Source organism: Rhizobium sp. BK098 (assembly GCF_014193155.1).
Classification (GTDB): Bacteria; Pseudomonadota; Alphaproteobacteria; order Rhizobiales; family Rhizobiaceae; genus Rhizobium.
The window spans coordinates 57,551-72,231 of record NZ_JACHYY010000005.1 but is presented as its reverse complement, the minus strand read 5'-3'; the positions used below and the strand labels follow the sequence as shown (position 1 = coordinate 72,231).

Genomic DNA, 14,681 nt, shown 5'->3' with positions numbered 1-14,681 from the left:
CGGCCGCTCCTGTCGCCGGCTTGATCCCTATTTGGCGAAGAGACTGTTGATGTCGGCGAAAGCCTTCATCTCGATGGCATTGCCGCTCGGATCCTTGAAGAACATGGTCGCCTGTTCTCCCGGCTCGCCCCGGAAGCGGATATAAGGCTTGATGACGAATTCGATGTTGGCTTTCGTCAGCTTCTCGGCGGCTGCCTCCCATTCCTCCATCGACAGAACGACGCCGAAATGGCGTACCGGAACGCCATGGCCATCGACGGCATTGGCTGCCACGTCGGTCGTTTCACCCGGCGCCAGATGGGCGACAATCTGATGGCCGTAAAAGTTGAAATCGATCCAATCAGGCGAACTGCGACCTTCGGGGCAACCGAGAAGGCCGCCATAGAAGGTTCTCGCCGCAGCGAGATCATTGACCGGAAATGCGAGGTGGAAGGGATGGAGTGGTGCTGCGCTCATGATCGTCTCCAAGAAGCGAAGTGATGCAGCCATGAATAAGATACATTTTTCTCTATGAAAAATGGTATATTGTGATGTTGAGATACAGGAAAATTTATGAATCATGATTGCGGAACTTCAAACTCTTGTGGCTATCGCCCGCTTTGGAACGTTTGCTGCGGCGGGGGATCGGATTGGCCTGACGCAGGCCGCCGTCAGCGGACAGATGAAGCGGCTTGAGGAAAGGCTTGGCATTAAACTGTTCGAGCGAACGGGCCGCTCCGCGACACTGAATGCTGCCGGGCTTAGAACGCTCGAGCGCGCCAAGAGCATTATCGCGATGTTCGAGCACATCGCCGATCCCGTCGACGAGGCTTCGGGCGGCGAGCTGCGCGTCGGCGCCATTGCTTCCGTTCAATCGGCGTTGCTTGCCCGCGCTCTCGGCCCCTTCCGTCTGCGATTCGCAAATCATCATCTTCGCGTTGTCCCAGGGGTCTCTCTGCATTTGCTCGACCTGCTCGATGCCGGCGAACTCGATCTTGCCGTGCTCATAGAACCACCCTTCGGTTTGCCCAAGAATCTCATCTGGCGGCCCCTAGTGCGCGAGCCCTACGTGCTTGCGGTTCCCGAAAAGCTGCAGGGCGATGATTGGCGGACGCTGCTGCGCGAGCAGCCCTTCATCCGCTATGATCGCAGCTCTTTCGGAGGGCGGCAGGTCGACCGCTTCCTGCGATCGCATTCGATCGTTCCGCGTGAATCGGTGGAGGTCGACGATATCGCCGGGATTGCCGCATTGGTCGGGCATGGGCTCGGGGTGGCGCTTCTGCCTGTTGTCGACGGCAGCCCTCCTCCGGTGGCGCCGATCCGCATGGTGCCCTTATCCGAACCGGGGTTTTATCGCGAGATAGGGATATTGCAGCCGCAGGAGAGCACGCCAGCTGCAATCTGTCTTGCGGAATGCTTGATGGCGACGCAGCAATGAGGCCATATTCGGCGCAAAACCGTTCCTCCGAGCCGTCTGCAGGAGTGCCGTCTTTTCTTGAAACTCTTGCCAGGCGGAAAATATCCGTCATAGCTTTGCCACATGGTCGCTCCAATTGCGGCTCACATCCGCTTTGGAATACACCGCTATGTGAGGTCGGTCGTGCGCGTTCTGCTTGTTGAAGACGACAATATCCTGGGCTCGTCGCTGAAGAAGGCGCTGGAAAAGCACGCTTACGGCGTCGACTGGATGCGCGACGGCGAATCCGGCCTCGAAGCGGCGGCGCATTCGCATTTTGCGGCGATCGTGCTCGATATCAATCTGCCGCAGCTAAGCGGCATGGAGGTGTTGCGGCGTATCCGGCAGCGGGGAAATTCCGTGCCCGTGCTGCTGCTGACGGCGATGGATTCCGTGCGCCAGAAGGTCGAAGGCCTCGACGAGGGCGCCGACGACTATCTGGTCAAGCCGTTCGATCTCGACGAGCTGCTGGCGCGGCTGCGCGCGCTCATCCGCCGGCGTGACGGGCGGACCGAAAGCGTCATCCGCTGCGGCGACGTGGAGGTCGACCCCTCGGCCATGGTGGCTCGCAAAGACAATGTGCAGGTCCATACCACGGCGAAAGAATTTCATCTCCTGAAGCTGCTCATGGAGCGCAGCGGCCGGTACGTGACGAAGAACGATATCGAATATGCGCTCTATGACGCGGAAAACACCGTCGAGAGCAATACGATCGAAGTGACGATCTACAATCTACGCAAGAAGCTCGGCACCGATTTCATCAAGTCGATCCGCGGCGTCGGCTACATGATCGAGCGATGAACAATTCCACGCTTACCCGCAAGCTGTTTCTGCGCATCGCGCCGGTCGTCGTGGTGACGATCGTCGTGATCGCCGCCTTCGCCTTCAACAGCGCAACGCGGGAGATCAACAATATCTACGATGCCCAGCTCATCGACGATGCCAACGTGATCTGGAGCCTGCTGCGCAGGCCGCTGGAAAAGAATCCGGACCATGGCGCCAAGCAGATCGACGATATCGACTTCAACATGGACAATCAGCTGGCTTTCAACGAAGACGCTGATGACTATGCAGATGCGCATATGTTCCGCGCTTGGGTCGACGGCAATATCCGCTTCTATAGCAGCACGGCCTTTCTCTCCGACGTCCCGCAGCAGAAGGTGGGTTTTACCACGCTGACCTATGGCGGCGACGAATGGCGTGTCTATTCGCTGCCGATCCCGAACACGACCATTGTAATCGAACTCGGCGAAAAGATTGCGCTTCGCGAAACGCTCGTTTCCAACATTCTCCTCAATCTGTTTTTTCCGCTGCTGATGCTTGTGCCGGTCATCGGCTTTCTCATCTGGCTCGGCATCAATAGCGGCCTGCGCACGATTCATGGGCTGGTGCGGCAGATCCGTACAAGATCGCCCGATGATCTCTCGGCTATCCCCGTTGAAGAGCTGCCGCGCGATCTGCTGCCGCTTGGTCGGTCGATCAACCAGCTGCTGGAAAAGCTCGGCCAGTCGCTGACGCTGGAGCGACGCTTCTCCGATCTTGCTGCGCATCAGCTGCGTACGCCCCAGGCGAGCGTGAAGCTGCTTTTGCGGATGCTCGAAAACAGCGACAGCGATCAGGAGCGGCAGGCGATCGTTTCCGATCTCGTGGCCAGCAACGACCGCACCATTCATCTTATCGAACAGCTGCTGCGGCTCGCCAGGGTCAGTCACCACCCCCTTAATCTCACGTCGATCGAGCTTTATCACTGGATGGCGTCGCTCATTGCCGAGCTCGGCAATATCATCACCAGCCGCGAGCTCGACGTCGTGCTGGAAGGCGATGAGGCGATCCAGGTCAGAACCGATGAGGCGCTGCTGCGCATGCTCGTCACCAATCTGCTCGACAATGCGATCAAATACACGCCTGCGGGAGGGGAAATCAAAGTTTCTATCGCCTCGGAGGATGGCTTTGCCTGCATTTCCATCAGCGATAGCGGCCCCGGCATTCCGCCACATGAAAGGGAAGCGGTGTTCCAGCGCTTCTACCGCCTCCATACGCTGCATACCGAAGGGGCTGGACTTGGGCTTGCCATCGTCGCGGATACTGCGGACCGCCTTTCGGCAACCGTCGATCTCTCTTCGTCCCGTCTGGGTAGCGGTCTCCAGGTCGATTTGAGATTGCCGCTCAGCTAAAACTCACGGCCTCGTCGTTTTTCATTTTCGCATCATTTTCCGCTCATGCCCGGCTCATCTGAGGTTGTTAGACGCAACTTAAGATAAGGCGAAGGGGTATTTCATGCAGGTGTTTTGCGATTTTGATGGAACCATATCCATCGAAGACGCGACGGATATGGTGCTAACCCGTTTCGCCGGTTCCGAGTGGGAAGATATCGAGCAGTTGTGGAAGCAGGGGCAGATCGGCTCCGGCGAATGCATGCGCCGGCAGATCGCTCTCATCGAAGCAAATAGAGGCGAGCTCGACCGGTTTCTCGATACGCTGGCGATCGATCCAGGCTTTGAGGCTTTCCTGTCCTTCTGCCGTCGCGGCGAATTGCCTGTCACGATCGTCAGCGATGGTGTGGATTATTTTATCCGGCGCATCCTGGCGCGTCATGGCATCGAGGGCCTGCCGATCGTCGCCAATGTGCTGACCTGCAGTGTTTCCCAGGGCCGCGAATCCTATTCGCTGTTTCCGCCGTTTACGACAACCGGCTGCGTATCCGGCGCCGGTGTCTGCAAATGCCGCGTCGTCGATAGCAATGACCTTCAGGTCTACATCGGCGACGGGCGAAGCGACTTCTGCGTTTCCGACAAGGTCGACCTCGTTTTCGCCAAGGCCAAGCTTGTCGATTACTGCGAGGAAAACGGCATTCCCTATGTCGGTTTCGCAGATTTTTCCGACCTGCTTCCAAAGATGGAAGCCGTTCTCCCGAGCGTCGAGCGACGCTCCCGTACGCTGCCGCATTTCAAGACAGCGTAAAACAGACCGAGAGGCATTGAATGAAAACGAATGTAGCCGAAGCCTTCAGCGGCGAGACCGAGTCCGTCCGCTCCGAAGAGGAATTGCGCGCGCTTGAGGAGATCTATTGCTCCCATGGCGACACGGTTCACTATATGGACAAGCCGAAATTCTTCGAAGAATGCGAAGGCTCCTATGTCTACGATCGGACCGGGACGCCGTTCCTCGATCTGCAGATGTGGTATTCCGCCGTCAATTTCGGCTATCGCAACGAGCGCCTGAACGAGGCCGCGCACCGCCAGCTCGATCGTCTCCCGCAGGTCGCCTCGCAATATCTGCACCGCGAAAAGGTAGAGCTTGCGGCGATGATCGCCCAGGATGCGGAGCGCAAGTTCGGTCACAAGGGCCGCGTCCATTTCAACGTCGGCGGCTCGCAGGCCGTAGAGGATTCACTGAAGCTTGTGCGTAATTACACCGGCGGCAAGAGCCTGATGTTCGCCTTCGAGGGCGGCTATCACGGCCGCACGCTCGGCGCTTCGGCGATCACCTCGAGCTATCGCTATCGCCGCCGCTACGGCCATTTCGGCGATCGCGCCCAATTCGTTGAATTTCCCTATTACTTCCGCGGCCCGAAGGGCATGTCAAAGGAAGAATACGGACATTACTGCGTCCAGAAGTTCGCCCGGTTGTTCGAGAGCGAATATAACGGCGTCTGGGACCCGAAGGCCGGCAAGTCCGAATATGCGGCCTTCTATATCGAGCCGATCCAGGGCACGGGCGGCTATGTCATTCCGCCGATGAACTTCTTCGTCGAACTGAAGAAGGTGCTCGATGATCACGGCATCCTGCTCGTCGTCGACGAAATCCAGATGGGCGTCTACCGCACCGGCAAGCTCTGGTCGATCGAGCATTTCGGCGTTTCGCCGGATGCGCTGATCTTCGGCAAGGCGATCACCAACGGCCTCAACCCGCTTTCCGGTGTCTGGGCTCGCGAAGAGATGATCAATCCGGAGATCTTCCCGCCCGGCTCCACGCATTCGACCTTCGCCAGCAACCCGATGGGGACTGCCGTTGCGCTCGAAACGATGAAGATGCTGGAAGAGCAGGATTTCGGCGCTGCGATCATGGAAAAGGGCGCGCATTTCCTCGACGGGCTGAAGCAGCTGCAGAAGCGCCACGCCACCGTCGGCGAGGTCGATGGTCTCGGTCTCGCCCTGCGCATGGAAATCTGCAAGGACGACAGCTACACGCCCGACAAGGCGACGTTGGACTGGATGTGCGACGAAGGCATGAAGGGCGACCTTCAAGTCGGCGGCAGGACCTATGGCCTCGTGCTTGACGTCGGCGGCTACCACAAGAACGTCATCACGTTTGCTCCGAACCTGCTCATCACCCGCGAAGAGATCGATCTGGCGCTTGCGCTTCTCGATCAGCTTCTGACGCGCGCGGCCCGGAGATAAGACGGTGCAACTGCTGCTTCTTCATCTCGATGATGCTTTGGAGTTGCAGCCCGACTTCGTACGCGCGTGCAAATTCGCAGGCGCGTACCAGTATTTCGGCAAGAATGCCGGCCAGCAGGTTCGGCTGTGGAGCAAGCAGGGTGCTCTTGACGATCTCAGCCGCGAGATCGTCAAGAACAGGCCTGCGACGGGCAAGACGCCGCAACTGTGCTTCATGGGCTCCGGTGATTTCCATCATATCACCGCCCTGCTGCTCGACGACGCGCTCGAGCGGCAGTCCAGCGCGGCTACGCTGATCCATTTCGACAATCATCCGGATTGGGTCAAGTTCGACGGCGGACTGCACTGCGGCTCCTGGGTCAACAGCGCACTTGCCAATCCCAGCATCCAGAAGGTCATCACGATCGGCGTCTGCAGCCATGATCTTCGCAGCCCGGAGCGCAAGGGGGCCAATCTGCACTGGCTCGGCGACGGCAAGCTGGAACTCTACCCTTACGAACATCCGCCGAGCCGCGTCCTGGCCGATTATGGCAATGGCGCCAGCTACCGCCAGGAAGGGGGGGCGCTGCACTGGAAGTCGATCGCCGAAATCGGCGAGGAAAATTTCATCGATCACATGCTCAGCCGTATTCGCACCGAGGCGGTCTATGTGACGATCGACAAGGACGTGCTGGCCGCCGACGATGCCGTTACCAATTGGGATCAGGGCCGCATGCGGCTGCCCTATCTCCTCTCCCTCATCAGCGAAATCGGCAGCCGTCACCGTATCATCGGCGCCGATGTCATCGGGGATTATTCGACCCCGAGTTATGCTGGCAGTCTTCGGATGCAGTTCATGAAGCGCGCGGAGATCTTCATCGATCAGCCGCGTATGCGCCAGGGCGCCGAAACGATGAGAAACATCAACAGCGCAGCCAATCATGCGCTGCTGGAGGTGCTGGCGGAGTACATGGAATGACTGGCAGCTTGACACTTCCCATGCTGGGATTGATCCTATTCTGCATACTCGCGGAGACGGCCCGCGAAGTTTGCTTTAAGCAAACGGCCGGCGAAGGCGCCCTGCTTTCGGCGCTGGCCAAGCCGATCACCTGGCTCGGCATTCTGTTCTGGGCCGTTGAGCTTTTCGCCTGGACGGCCGTTCTGGAGCGCGTCCCCCTGACCATCGCCTTTCCGCTGATGGCGCTGAGCTATGTGGTCATCGTGCTGGCCGGCGCCGTCATCTTCAAGGAAAACATCAACCTGCGCCACGCGACGGGCGTGTTCCTCGTCACCGCCGGTGTGGCTTGCGTGGGAGTTACAGGACTATGAAAATCTTTGCGCACACCCGATGGGATCTGGCACCGGTTCTGGCCGCTGTCGCCCATCTCGCCTTCGATGTCTATCTGATCGTCGGCTTCGAAAGCCGGCCGCTTTGGCTTTCGGCCATTCTTGGCTGCCTTTATGCCGTTTCCATCTCCTGGAACATCAACAGCATATCGCACAACTTCATCCATACGCCCTATTTCAAGCCGCGCTGGATGAACTACGGTTTCAGCCTGCTGGAATCGGTCGCGATCGGTTTCTCGCAGACCTATTATCATTGGGTGCATATGCGCCACCATTCCGGCAACAGCGACCGGCCGGATGAGAAAGGCGACACTATCGATCTGCTGTCGATCTATCGCCACGGCCGCGACGGCCAGCCGGAAAACGTCTGGTCCTACACGTTTCTGAGCTTCTTCCGCGACAGCCTCGGCGACATCCACAAGGCGATCGCCCGCAACCGCCCCTTCGATGCGGCCTGGGGACGGTTCGAACTCTATTTCTTCCTAGGCCTTGCCGCGCTCGCGCTGATCTACGATTGGAAGGCGGTGCTGTTCTTCGTGCCGTTCTATTATATCGGCAATTGCCTGTCGTCGCTGAACGGCTATTACGAACATCTGAATGGCGATCCGGACGAGCCGATCGCCTGGGGCGTTTCGAGCCACAAATCCTTCTACAACTGGCTCTGGTTCGGCAACGGCTATCATGCGGAGCACCATTATCGCCCGCGGACCCACTGGACGAAACTCCAGGCGCTGCATGAGCAGATCAAGGACGAGCAGGAAAAGAATGGCACGCATGTGATCAGCACCTGCCATGCTCTTGGCTTTATGGCCAAGGAAAATCGGCAGTCGGAGCTGTCTCATGAAAGCTGACGAATTGAGCTTCTTCATGGAGGGCTCAAACGGCAAAGGCGTTCTTCTGATTCACGGTCTGACGGGAGCGCCGGCCGAAATGAAGCTCGTGGCTCGTCACCTCAACCGCAGGGGCTACAGCATCTATGCGCCGTTGCTTGCAGGCCATGGCGTCGATGCGAAGACCCTGCGCGGAACGAGCTGGGAAGACTGGCTAGCCTCTGTCGTCAGCGCATCGGAATTTCTTGCATCCAGAACGCAGGAAGTCTTTGCGGCCGGCATCTGCGTCGGTGGCAAGCTGGCGATGCTGGCCGCCGAACAGCAGAAGAAGACCATCAGCGCGGTGGCGATCTATTCTCCCTGCTTCAGTTATGACGGCTGGGACGTTCCCTTCTACTATCCGCTGCTGGCCTCCCAGATCGGCTGGCTGTCGCGCGTTCCGTTCCTCGATCGGCTGAACTTCAGCGAGACGACCTCGCTCGGGATAAAGGACGAGCGCATGCGCCGGCTGATCGAAGGCATGGCGAGCGAAGGCGTTTTGGAAAAATTCCCGGGCAAAGGTCTGGTCGAGATGCACCGGCTGGGCAAGGCTCTTCGCAGCCTGTTGCCGCGGATGCAGACGCCGACGCTGATCCTGCATGCCGAGGATGACGATCTCGCCAGCCCGAAGCATGCCCGTTACATTTCCGAGCATATCGGCGCTCCGCACGAGCTGAAATGGATCACGGACAGCTACCATATGATCCATGTCGACCGGCAGCACCGTCAGGTGGCCGATTTTACGGCCGATTTCTTCGAGGCGCGTCATGTCGCAGCCGCTGCTTAAAGTCCCGCCGCAGCCGATGGGCGATCCGGTGGCCGAAGTTCATGTCAGCATCCGCGCCATCGGCCGCGATGCCTGGAATGCGTGTTTCCCGGGTCAGGTCGAGGACTATGATTGCCTGCTGGCGATCGAGGAGGCCGGTCTCGAAGGGTTTGAATGGCGCTACATCACCGTCACGGAAGGCGGACGGGTCAGCGCAGCCATGCCGGCCTTTCTCTGCCTTTATGCCCTCGATACCACGCTGGAGGAAGGCTTCCTGCGCCGGTCCATGCGCAAGGTTCAGCGCCATTTTCCGAAGTTCCTGAAGCTGCGCCTTGCCTGCCTGGGTTCACCCTGCACGGAAACGGGGGCGATCGGCTTTCATCCCGACGTCGATGGCGAGCGACGCGGCGTCTTGCTGGCCGAGATGCTGTCCTTTTTCGAGCAGGTCGCCGCGGCCGAGCATTGCGCGCTGATCGGCCTTAAGGATATTGCGGAGCCGACATCGGCCGAATTCGGCGCGCTGTTTGCCGCGCGCGGCTATGCCACGATCGGCGGCCTTCCAACGGCCTGGCTCGATATCGATTTCAAGACTGTCGACGAATATCTCGCCAGGCTTTCGTCCGGTACGCGCAAGGACATGCGCCGCAAGATGAAATCCTTCGAACAGGTCAGGGTCGAGATTCGGACGGATTTCGGCGAATTCCTGCCTGAGGTCATGGCGCTCTATCACGACACGCGCAATCGCAGCGAATGGCAGTTCGAAGAACTGACGCCCGCCTATTTCCAGGGCATTCTCGACCGGATGAGCGGCCGCTCGTTCTGCGCCTTCTATTTTGTCGAAGACAAGCTCATGGCCGCCAATCTGATCGTCCATGACGAGCGCGTGGCGATCGACAAGTTCTTCTGCATGGATGGCGAAAAGGGCCGGCCCTACAATCTCTATTTCTTAAGCTGGTTCACCAATCTGCGCTATTGCCTCGATAATGGCTTGAGCCGGTACCAGAGCGGTCAGGCCTATTATGAAAACAAGGTGCGGCTCGGCAGCAAGCTGACGGCCAATGCGATGTATTTCCGCCATCGCAATCCTTTCCTTCAGGGACTGTTGCGCCTGGTATCGCCGCTGTTCTCGACAGATGAGGCGGATGTGTAATGCCGATGCGTCTTTCCTGGCTTGCCGTGCCGGTGCTGAATACCCTGTTCCAATTCTTCATCAAGCTCGGAGCCGAGCAGATGAACGCTGGGGACGCGGAAAGCTGGCTGTGGCAAGCGCTCTCCTCCTACTGGATATTGGCAGCCATCGCCGTCGAGATCGTGACCTTCTTCATCTGGATGAACGTGCTTGCCGAACTCGATCTCAGCCGCGCCTTCCCGCTTTCCGGCATTAGCTACGTGCTGATCATCGCGACAGGCTGGTTCGTCTTCGGCGAGCGTGTCGTCGCCCTGCAGGTGGTCGGCAGCGGATTGATCCTCCTGGGCGTCTGGTTGATCGCCGGAGCCAACGCGACGCCGGAAGAGCGTGACGATTGGCATGTCAAGCATGACGGGCTGCGCAGCAGCGCCGGTAAGGATGGAAGATGACCGGTTCTCCAGCTGAAAACCGCTCTAAGGGCAAGAGCAATGTCCTTTTCTCCGGTGTTGTGGACTGGTGCGTGAAGCGCGCGCTGTCTTCGATCGTGACGCGCGGCGCATTGACCGTGACCACGGCAAGCGGCCGTGTGCTGACCTTTGGCGACGGCACCGGCAAGCCGGTCCGTGTCCGTTTCACCGACGACCGCGCCGAATGGGCGCTCCTCATCGATGCCGATAAGCGGCTTGGCGAGCTCTTTATGGATGGCCGCTTCATCGTGGAGCAGGGTACGCTCTACGATTTCGTGGCGATGATGCTGCGCGAAGGGCAGAACAGCACCCACCCGCTCATTGCCCGCATCATCGATCATATCAGGACGAAGCTGCGGATTTTCCGCCATCGCAACCTGCCTGGGCGCTCGAAAGCGAATGTCGCGCATCACTACGATCTCGACGGTAGGCTTTACGAACTCTTCCTCGATCCGGACAGGCAATATTCCTGCGCCTATTTCGAGCATGCGGACCAATCGCTTGACGATGCGCAGATTGCCAAGAAGCGGCATCTCGCCGCCAAGCTTTTGATCGAGCCGAACAACAGCATCCTAGATATCGGCTGCGGCTGGGGCGGCCTCGCGCTGCATATGGCCGAACATGCGCCGGGCGGTTACGTGCTCGGCGTGACCCTGTCGGAAGAACAGCATGAGTATGCCTCGAAACGCGTGGCCGACAGGGCGGGCGGAACTCCGGCAGAGGTTCAGTTCGCGCTGAGGGACTACCGCAGCCTGACCGGCCGCTTCGACAGGATCGTTTCCGTCGGCATGTTCGAGCATGTCGGGCTGGCGTCGTATCGTACGTTCTTCCGCAAATGCGCTGAACTGCTCGAGGATGACGGCATCATGGTGCTGCACACCATCGGCTGTTCGGCGACGCCCGGCTTCACGACGCCGTGGCTCGACAAATACATCTTTCCGGGCGGCTATATTCCGGCGCTGTCAGAGATCGTGCCGGAGATCGAGGCGGCGGGGCTTGCCATCACCGATGTCGAGGTGCTGCGGCTGCATTATGCCAAGACGCTGGAGGCGTGGCGGGAGCGTTTCATGGCGCGTTGGGACGACGCCGCGAAGCTCTACGACGAGCGCTTCTGCCGCATGTGGGAATATTATCTTTCGACGGCGGAGGCCGCCTTCCGCTACGAGGATCTCGTCGTATTCCAGATCCAGATCGCCAAGCGAAACGATATCATTCCGCTGACGCGCAACTATATTGCCGAGAATGAAGCGAAGAGTGCTTTAAAACTTGACGTTGAAGGTTCTGTTCAGCGTGAAGCCAATGATGTTCTGGTCGGGTGAGCCGAAGCGCGAGGTGATCGGGCTATCGGCCGCATCGCCCACCAGACGGTTATATTTTCCGTAGACCTGCACGCTCCATTCCGGCGAGATCGTATAGGTCGCCGCTACCGTGAAGCCGACCGATTTCACGCCGGTACCGGCATCGAAGGCATTGATATGGCCATGTCTCGCAGCTTCGCTTTCCGAGATGCCGAAGTTGGTGCGCATATAGACTGAATTTGCCATCGACAGGCGAGGGCCGGCGGACAGGAGCCATTTGTCTCCGAGCGGCTGGAACCAGTCGAGGGCAAAATCGCCCACCAGACCATCGCCGCCCCAAAGCGACTGGCGTATTTCCGTGCGGAACCGGAGCCGATTGTCCATCAGCCAATATTGGGCGAAGCCGCCCGCATCGAAATTCCATCGCACCCTGCGCTGGCTTTGCAGGTGCAGATCGTTGATGTCGAAGCGGTCGTCCCGCAGTCCGACAACCGGGCCGATTTCGACGCCGCCGAGATCGAAGAGCTGATAATCGAAATTATCGTCAGGCGCGCTGTATTCCTGCGCCTCACCCAAACGATGGATGTCGAATGATGGCAGGGCGCCGAAGGTATAATGCTTCGATCCCTCATAGCTCGGGCCATATTCAACCGTCGCACCAAGCGTGACGACCCAGGTCTCAGCTGAGGATTTAGGAGTATCGTCCGCTCTGGATGAGGCCGGGAACATACCGACTATGAACGCTGCCAGCAGCCCCGTTCCGGCCAGCATAGACAGCCGGGCGGAAAAAGATGTCCCAACATTTAACACTCTGAAAACACCTGATGCCTGATCGCCCCTGCAGCTCTAGTAGCACAGCTCGCGGCTTGGAAAACAGTAGAAAGTTTGACGGCAGACATGGCGCCTGACCACCAGCCTGAACGCTTCTGTATTGCTAACGCCCCCATGGACCATCCTTCGGCAGAAAGCGAAGCAGGCCACATCCTGTCGTGGCTGCCGCGGTGCCTGCGACAATTCCCGTCAAGATAGAGAGGTTTTATTTCACGAACCTGAAGCGCATGCGCCGCCGAATATATCGTTCCGGCTTTGATCGATTGGAAGCTGCGCGTTTTGTTCCTAGATAGGCTTTGTCCGCTATCGATGGTGGACGAACGATATGAGAGCACTCAAGGCAGGTTTCAGCGCATGAAGGATCGGCCATTCGGCACATCGGGCATTCCTGGATGGTTGAACCGCTACGAGCCCTTGCTGCTCGTGATGTTCGCCGCGCTTTCGGGCGGCATTCTTCTGTTCATCTATCTCACAGGAGAGGTGCTCGAAGGCAGCACGAAGGGGTTCGACGAGGCGATATTGCTGGCGCTTCGTCAGCCCGGGAACCTTGCCATGCCGATCGGGCCGGGATGGCTCACCCATGCCGTCAAGGACATTACCAGCCTCGGCGGGACGACGGTACTCGCGCTGATGACGGCGCTCGTGACGATCTATCTGCTTCTCGACCGGCAACGCTCCATCGCCATTTTCATCCTCGCTTCGGTCCTGGGCGGATGGGCATTGAGCACGGCATTGAAGATCGGCGTCGCGCGGGCGCGTCCGGATATCGTGCCGCATCTGGTCGAGGTGCAGGATCTGAGTTTTCCAAGCGGCCATGCGATGGTTTCGGCCGTGACCTATCTGACTCTTGCCGCGCTGATCTCAGGCACGCGGACCTATCGTTCGACGCGCGTCTTCATCGTCGCGGCCGGCATCCTGCTGACATTGATGATCGGCGCGAGCCGGGTCTATCTCGGCGTGCATTATCCGACCGACGTTCTCGGCGGCTGGTGCGCCGGCGCGACCTGGGCGCTCGCCTGCTGGCTCATCGCCCGCCGCTACATATCGCCTGGGCCAAGGGGAAAGAGGTCTGCCGCAGACGACGATCTGTCTTTCAAGTGAGGTAAGATGTCCTTACGGGATCAGCACTGGACTTCGAGCCGTGTGGCCACGAGCAGCGAGTAGTCCGTGCCCTTCGGGTCACTGAAGAACATGCTGGTCAGCGCGGCCTGGTTTTCCGCCATGACTTCCTTCGGGTTGGGCCTGATCACCTTGCGCTTGCAGCGGCCTAAAGCCGGCCCCGACGTGGTCAAATCGTTGTCGGTGGCGAAATCGACGGCCGTATAGAGCGTCTTGTCGTAGATGCCGAAGATGGTGGTTCCCTTGAGGAAAGTCTTCTGCTCCGGCTTCAGCGAAAAGGTCAGCGTCAGCGAACCATCCTTGTAATTGGCCTCAACCGCGTCCGGTTTGGCCATCGGTACCGCTTTGCCGTTGCTGGTGACGTTCGTATAGTAACCATATTGCGCCAGCGAATCCCGGACCGTCTTGCCGACCGCCTTGAGCTCGCTCGCGCTCAACACTTGGTCGCCGCTCTTGCCGTAATCCATGAGTACAGAGGAGGTGAACACCTCGTCGAAGCTCCAGACGTTGCGCAGCTCGCTGATCGAGCCATCGGGCGCCGAGACGACCTCGAACTTGGCATCGATGAAGATATGCGGATGGGCAAATGCGGGAATGGGTAGAAGCGACAGCATCGCAATCAGCAGGGAAATCTTTGTTTTCATGCTTTTCATGCGAGCAGCTACCGCGTTTCGTCCGGTCTATCCGATGCGCAGACCTGAACGTCAAATGAGACTGATTTGAGACCCTTCGCGCGTGGGCAAGGCATAGATGCAAGGAAAGGAAACGGGAATAGGGAAACTCGCCTTTTCGGCAAAATACCAGCCCCGGCCTGAGCCGTGACTTTTTCTCTTCGGAGGAAAATCTGTAAAACTGGAGCGGGCGAAGGGATTCGAACCCTCGACCCCAACCTTGGCAAGGTTGAGTATGTCTTACGCTGCAGTATCTGACACCGCGCTATTGTGATATTATATCAATTAGTTAAGTTAACATTAGCGCCTGCTAAACGCATACAATATGCCGGGCCTTTTCCATCATTGTGGTATCTCAGTGGTATCCGAA

The 14,681-nt window shown here is 58.7% G+C and carries 16 protein-coding genes; 13 read left to right on the top strand and 3 right to left on the bottom strand.

Features of this window, described 5'->3' with window-relative positions:
* Nucleotides 1-27: 27 nt before the first annotated feature.
* Nucleotides 28-456, bottom strand: a complete 429-nt coding sequence (locus FHT73_RS14865) for a VOC family protein (protein WP_112336275.1) — start codon at nt 454-456, stop codon at nt 28-30.
* 103 nt (nt 457-559) lie between these two features.
* Here FHT73_RS14865 and FHT73_RS14860 point away from each other — a divergent pair, with 103 nt between their 5' ends.
* The 12 genes from FHT73_RS14860 to FHT73_RS14805 all read left to right on the top strand — a co-directional run bounded on the left by FHT73_RS14860 (nt 560) and on the right by FHT73_RS14805 (nt 11,711).
* The gene (locus tag FHT73_RS14860; RefSeq protein WP_112413915.1) at nt 560-1,417 is read left to right on the top strand and encodes a LysR family transcriptional regulator; all 858 of its coding nucleotides are present in this window, start codon (nt 560-562) and stop codon (nt 1,415-1,417) included.
* A 162-nt stretch (nt 1,418-1,579) separates the two neighbouring features.
* Entirely contained in the window at nt 1,580-2,236 is a 657-nt protein-coding gene (locus tag FHT73_RS14855) for a response regulator transcription factor (RefSeq protein ID WP_041678005.1), read from the top strand.
* Nucleotides 2,233-3,609 carry a HAMP domain-containing sensor histidine kinase gene (locus tag FHT73_RS14850; RefSeq protein ID WP_183712540.1) on the top strand — a complete coding sequence of 459 codons (1,377 nt, stop codon included), beginning with the start codon at nt 2,233-2,235 and terminating at the stop codon, nt 3,607-3,609. Before FHT73_RS14855 ends, FHT73_RS14850 begins: the two co-directional genes overlap by 4 nt.
* Nucleotides 3,610-3,712: 103 nt before the next feature.
* Nucleotides 3,713-4,396: an MtnX-like HAD-IB family phosphatase gene (locus tag FHT73_RS14845; RefSeq protein WP_183712538.1), complete on the top strand. Its 684-nt coding sequence runs from the start codon at nt 3,713-3,715 to the stop codon at nt 4,394-4,396.
* A 20-nt stretch (nt 4,397-4,416) separates the two neighbouring features.
* Nucleotides 4,417-5,835 (top strand): aminotransferase class III-fold pyridoxal phosphate-dependent enzyme, encoded by a 1,419-nt coding sequence (locus FHT73_RS14840; protein WP_015341518.1) that lies wholly within the window; start codon nt 4,417-4,419, stop codon nt 5,833-5,835.
* 4 nt (nt 5,836-5,839) lie between these two features.
* Nucleotides 5,840-6,793: an arginase gene (locus FHT73_RS14835; protein WP_112399514.1), complete on the top strand. Its 954-nt coding sequence runs from the start codon at nt 5,840-5,842 to the stop codon at nt 6,791-6,793.
* Complete coding sequence (locus FHT73_RS14830; protein WP_015341516.1) at nt 6,790-7,143, top strand: EamA family transporter; 354 nt, start codon at nt 6,790-6,792, stop codon at nt 7,141-7,143. The genes FHT73_RS14835 and FHT73_RS14830 overlap by 4 nt, the downstream gene beginning before the upstream one ends.
* Complete coding sequence (locus tag FHT73_RS14825; RefSeq protein WP_112606592.1) at nt 7,140-8,012, top strand: fatty acid desaturase; 873 nt, start codon at nt 7,140-7,142, stop codon at nt 8,010-8,012. Before FHT73_RS14830 ends, FHT73_RS14825 begins: the two co-directional genes overlap by 4 nt.
* On the top strand, nt 8,002-8,817 hold the full coding sequence (locus tag FHT73_RS14820; protein WP_112336280.1) for an alpha/beta fold hydrolase: 816 nt from the start codon (nt 8,002-8,004) through the stop codon (nt 8,815-8,817). Before FHT73_RS14825 ends, FHT73_RS14820 begins: the two co-directional genes overlap by 11 nt.
* A complete protein-coding gene (locus tag FHT73_RS14815) occupies nt 8,798-9,946 on the top strand; it encodes a GNAT family N-acetyltransferase (RefSeq protein WP_183712537.1) in 1,149 nt (382 codons plus the stop codon). Before FHT73_RS14820 ends, FHT73_RS14815 begins: the two co-directional genes overlap by 20 nt.
* Nucleotides 9,946-10,374, top strand: a complete 429-nt coding sequence (locus FHT73_RS14810) for an EamA family transporter (RefSeq protein ID WP_183712535.1) — start codon at nt 9,946-9,948, stop codon at nt 10,372-10,374. The genes FHT73_RS14815 and FHT73_RS14810 overlap by 1 nt, the downstream gene beginning before the upstream one ends.
* Entirely contained in the window at nt 10,371-11,711 is a 1,341-nt protein-coding gene (locus tag FHT73_RS14805; protein ID WP_183712533.1) for a cyclopropane-fatty-acyl-phospholipid synthase family protein, read from the top strand. Before FHT73_RS14810 ends, FHT73_RS14805 begins: the two co-directional genes overlap by 4 nt.
* Here FHT73_RS14805 and FHT73_RS14800 read toward each other — a convergent pair.
* Nucleotides 11,652-12,419: a MipA/OmpV family protein gene (locus tag FHT73_RS14800; protein WP_246712138.1), complete on the bottom strand. Its 768-nt coding sequence runs from the start codon at nt 12,417-12,419 to the stop codon at nt 11,652-11,654. The genes FHT73_RS14805 and FHT73_RS14800 overlap by 60 nt on opposite strands.
* Before the next feature lie 456 nt (nt 12,420-12,875).
* Here FHT73_RS14800 and FHT73_RS14795 point away from each other — a divergent pair, with 456 nt between their 5' ends.
* On the top strand, nt 12,876-13,622 hold the full coding sequence (locus tag FHT73_RS14795; protein WP_112412923.1) for a phosphatase PAP2 family protein: 747 nt from the start codon (nt 12,876-12,878) through the stop codon (nt 13,620-13,622).
* A 20-nt stretch (nt 13,623-13,642) separates the two neighbouring features.
* Here the strand turns inward: FHT73_RS14795 and FHT73_RS14790 are convergent, their stop codons facing one another.
* Complete coding sequence (locus tag FHT73_RS14790) at nt 13,643-14,284, bottom strand: DUF1007 family protein (protein WP_112412987.1); 642 nt, start codon at nt 14,282-14,284, stop codon at nt 13,643-13,645.
* Nucleotides 14,285-14,681: the final 397 nt, after the last annotated feature.

What these genes read in the sequence shown, in the direction of transcription:
- FHT73_RS14790 (WP_112412987.1), bottom strand. Translation starts at nt 14,284, where the DNA reads ATGAAAACAAAGATTTCCCTGCTGATTGCGATGCTGTCGCTTCTACCC.
- FHT73_RS14805 (WP_183712533.1), top strand. Translation starts at nt 10,371, where the DNA reads ATGACCGGTTCTCCAGCTGAAAACCGCTCTAAGGGCAAGAGCAATGTC.
- FHT73_RS14810 (WP_183712535.1), top strand. Translation starts at nt 9,946, where the DNA reads ATGCCGATGCGTCTTTCCTGGCTTGCCGTGCCGGTGCTGAATACCCTG.
- FHT73_RS14830 (WP_015341516.1), top strand. Translation starts at nt 6,790, where the DNA reads ATGACTGGCAGCTTGACACTTCCCATGCTGGGATTGATCCTATTCTGC.
- FHT73_RS14850 (WP_183712540.1), top strand. Translation starts at nt 2,233, where the DNA reads ATGAACAATTCCACGCTTACCCGCAAGCTGTTTCTGCGCATCGCGCCG.
- FHT73_RS14860 (WP_112413915.1), top strand. Translation starts at nt 560, where the DNA reads ATGATTGCGGAACTTCAAACTCTTGTGGCTATCGCCCGCTTTGGAACG.
- FHT73_RS14845 (WP_183712538.1), top strand. Translation starts at nt 3,713, where the DNA reads ATGCAGGTGTTTTGCGATTTTGATGGAACCATATCCATCGAAGACGCG.
- FHT73_RS14815 (WP_183712537.1), top strand. Translation starts at nt 8,798, where the DNA reads ATGTCGCAGCCGCTGCTTAAAGTCCCGCCGCAGCCGATGGGCGATCCG.
- FHT73_RS14795 (WP_112412923.1), top strand. Translation starts at nt 12,876, where the DNA reads ATGAAGGATCGGCCATTCGGCACATCGGGCATTCCTGGATGGTTGAAC.
- FHT73_RS14800 (WP_246712138.1), bottom strand. Translation starts at nt 12,419, where the DNA reads ATGTTCCCGGCCTCATCCAGAGCGGACGATACTCCTAAATCCTCAGCT.
- FHT73_RS14865 (WP_112336275.1), bottom strand. Translation starts at nt 456, where the DNA reads ATGAGCGCAGCACCACTCCATCCCTTCCACCTCGCATTTCCGGTCAAT.
- FHT73_RS14825 (WP_112606592.1), top strand. Translation starts at nt 7,140, where the DNA reads ATGAAAATCTTTGCGCACACCCGATGGGATCTGGCACCGGTTCTGGCC.
- FHT73_RS14840 (WP_015341518.1), top strand. Translation starts at nt 4,417, where the DNA reads ATGAAAACGAATGTAGCCGAAGCCTTCAGCGGCGAGACCGAGTCCGTC.
- FHT73_RS14820 (WP_112336280.1), top strand. Translation starts at nt 8,002, where the DNA reads ATGAAAGCTGACGAATTGAGCTTCTTCATGGAGGGCTCAAACGGCAAA.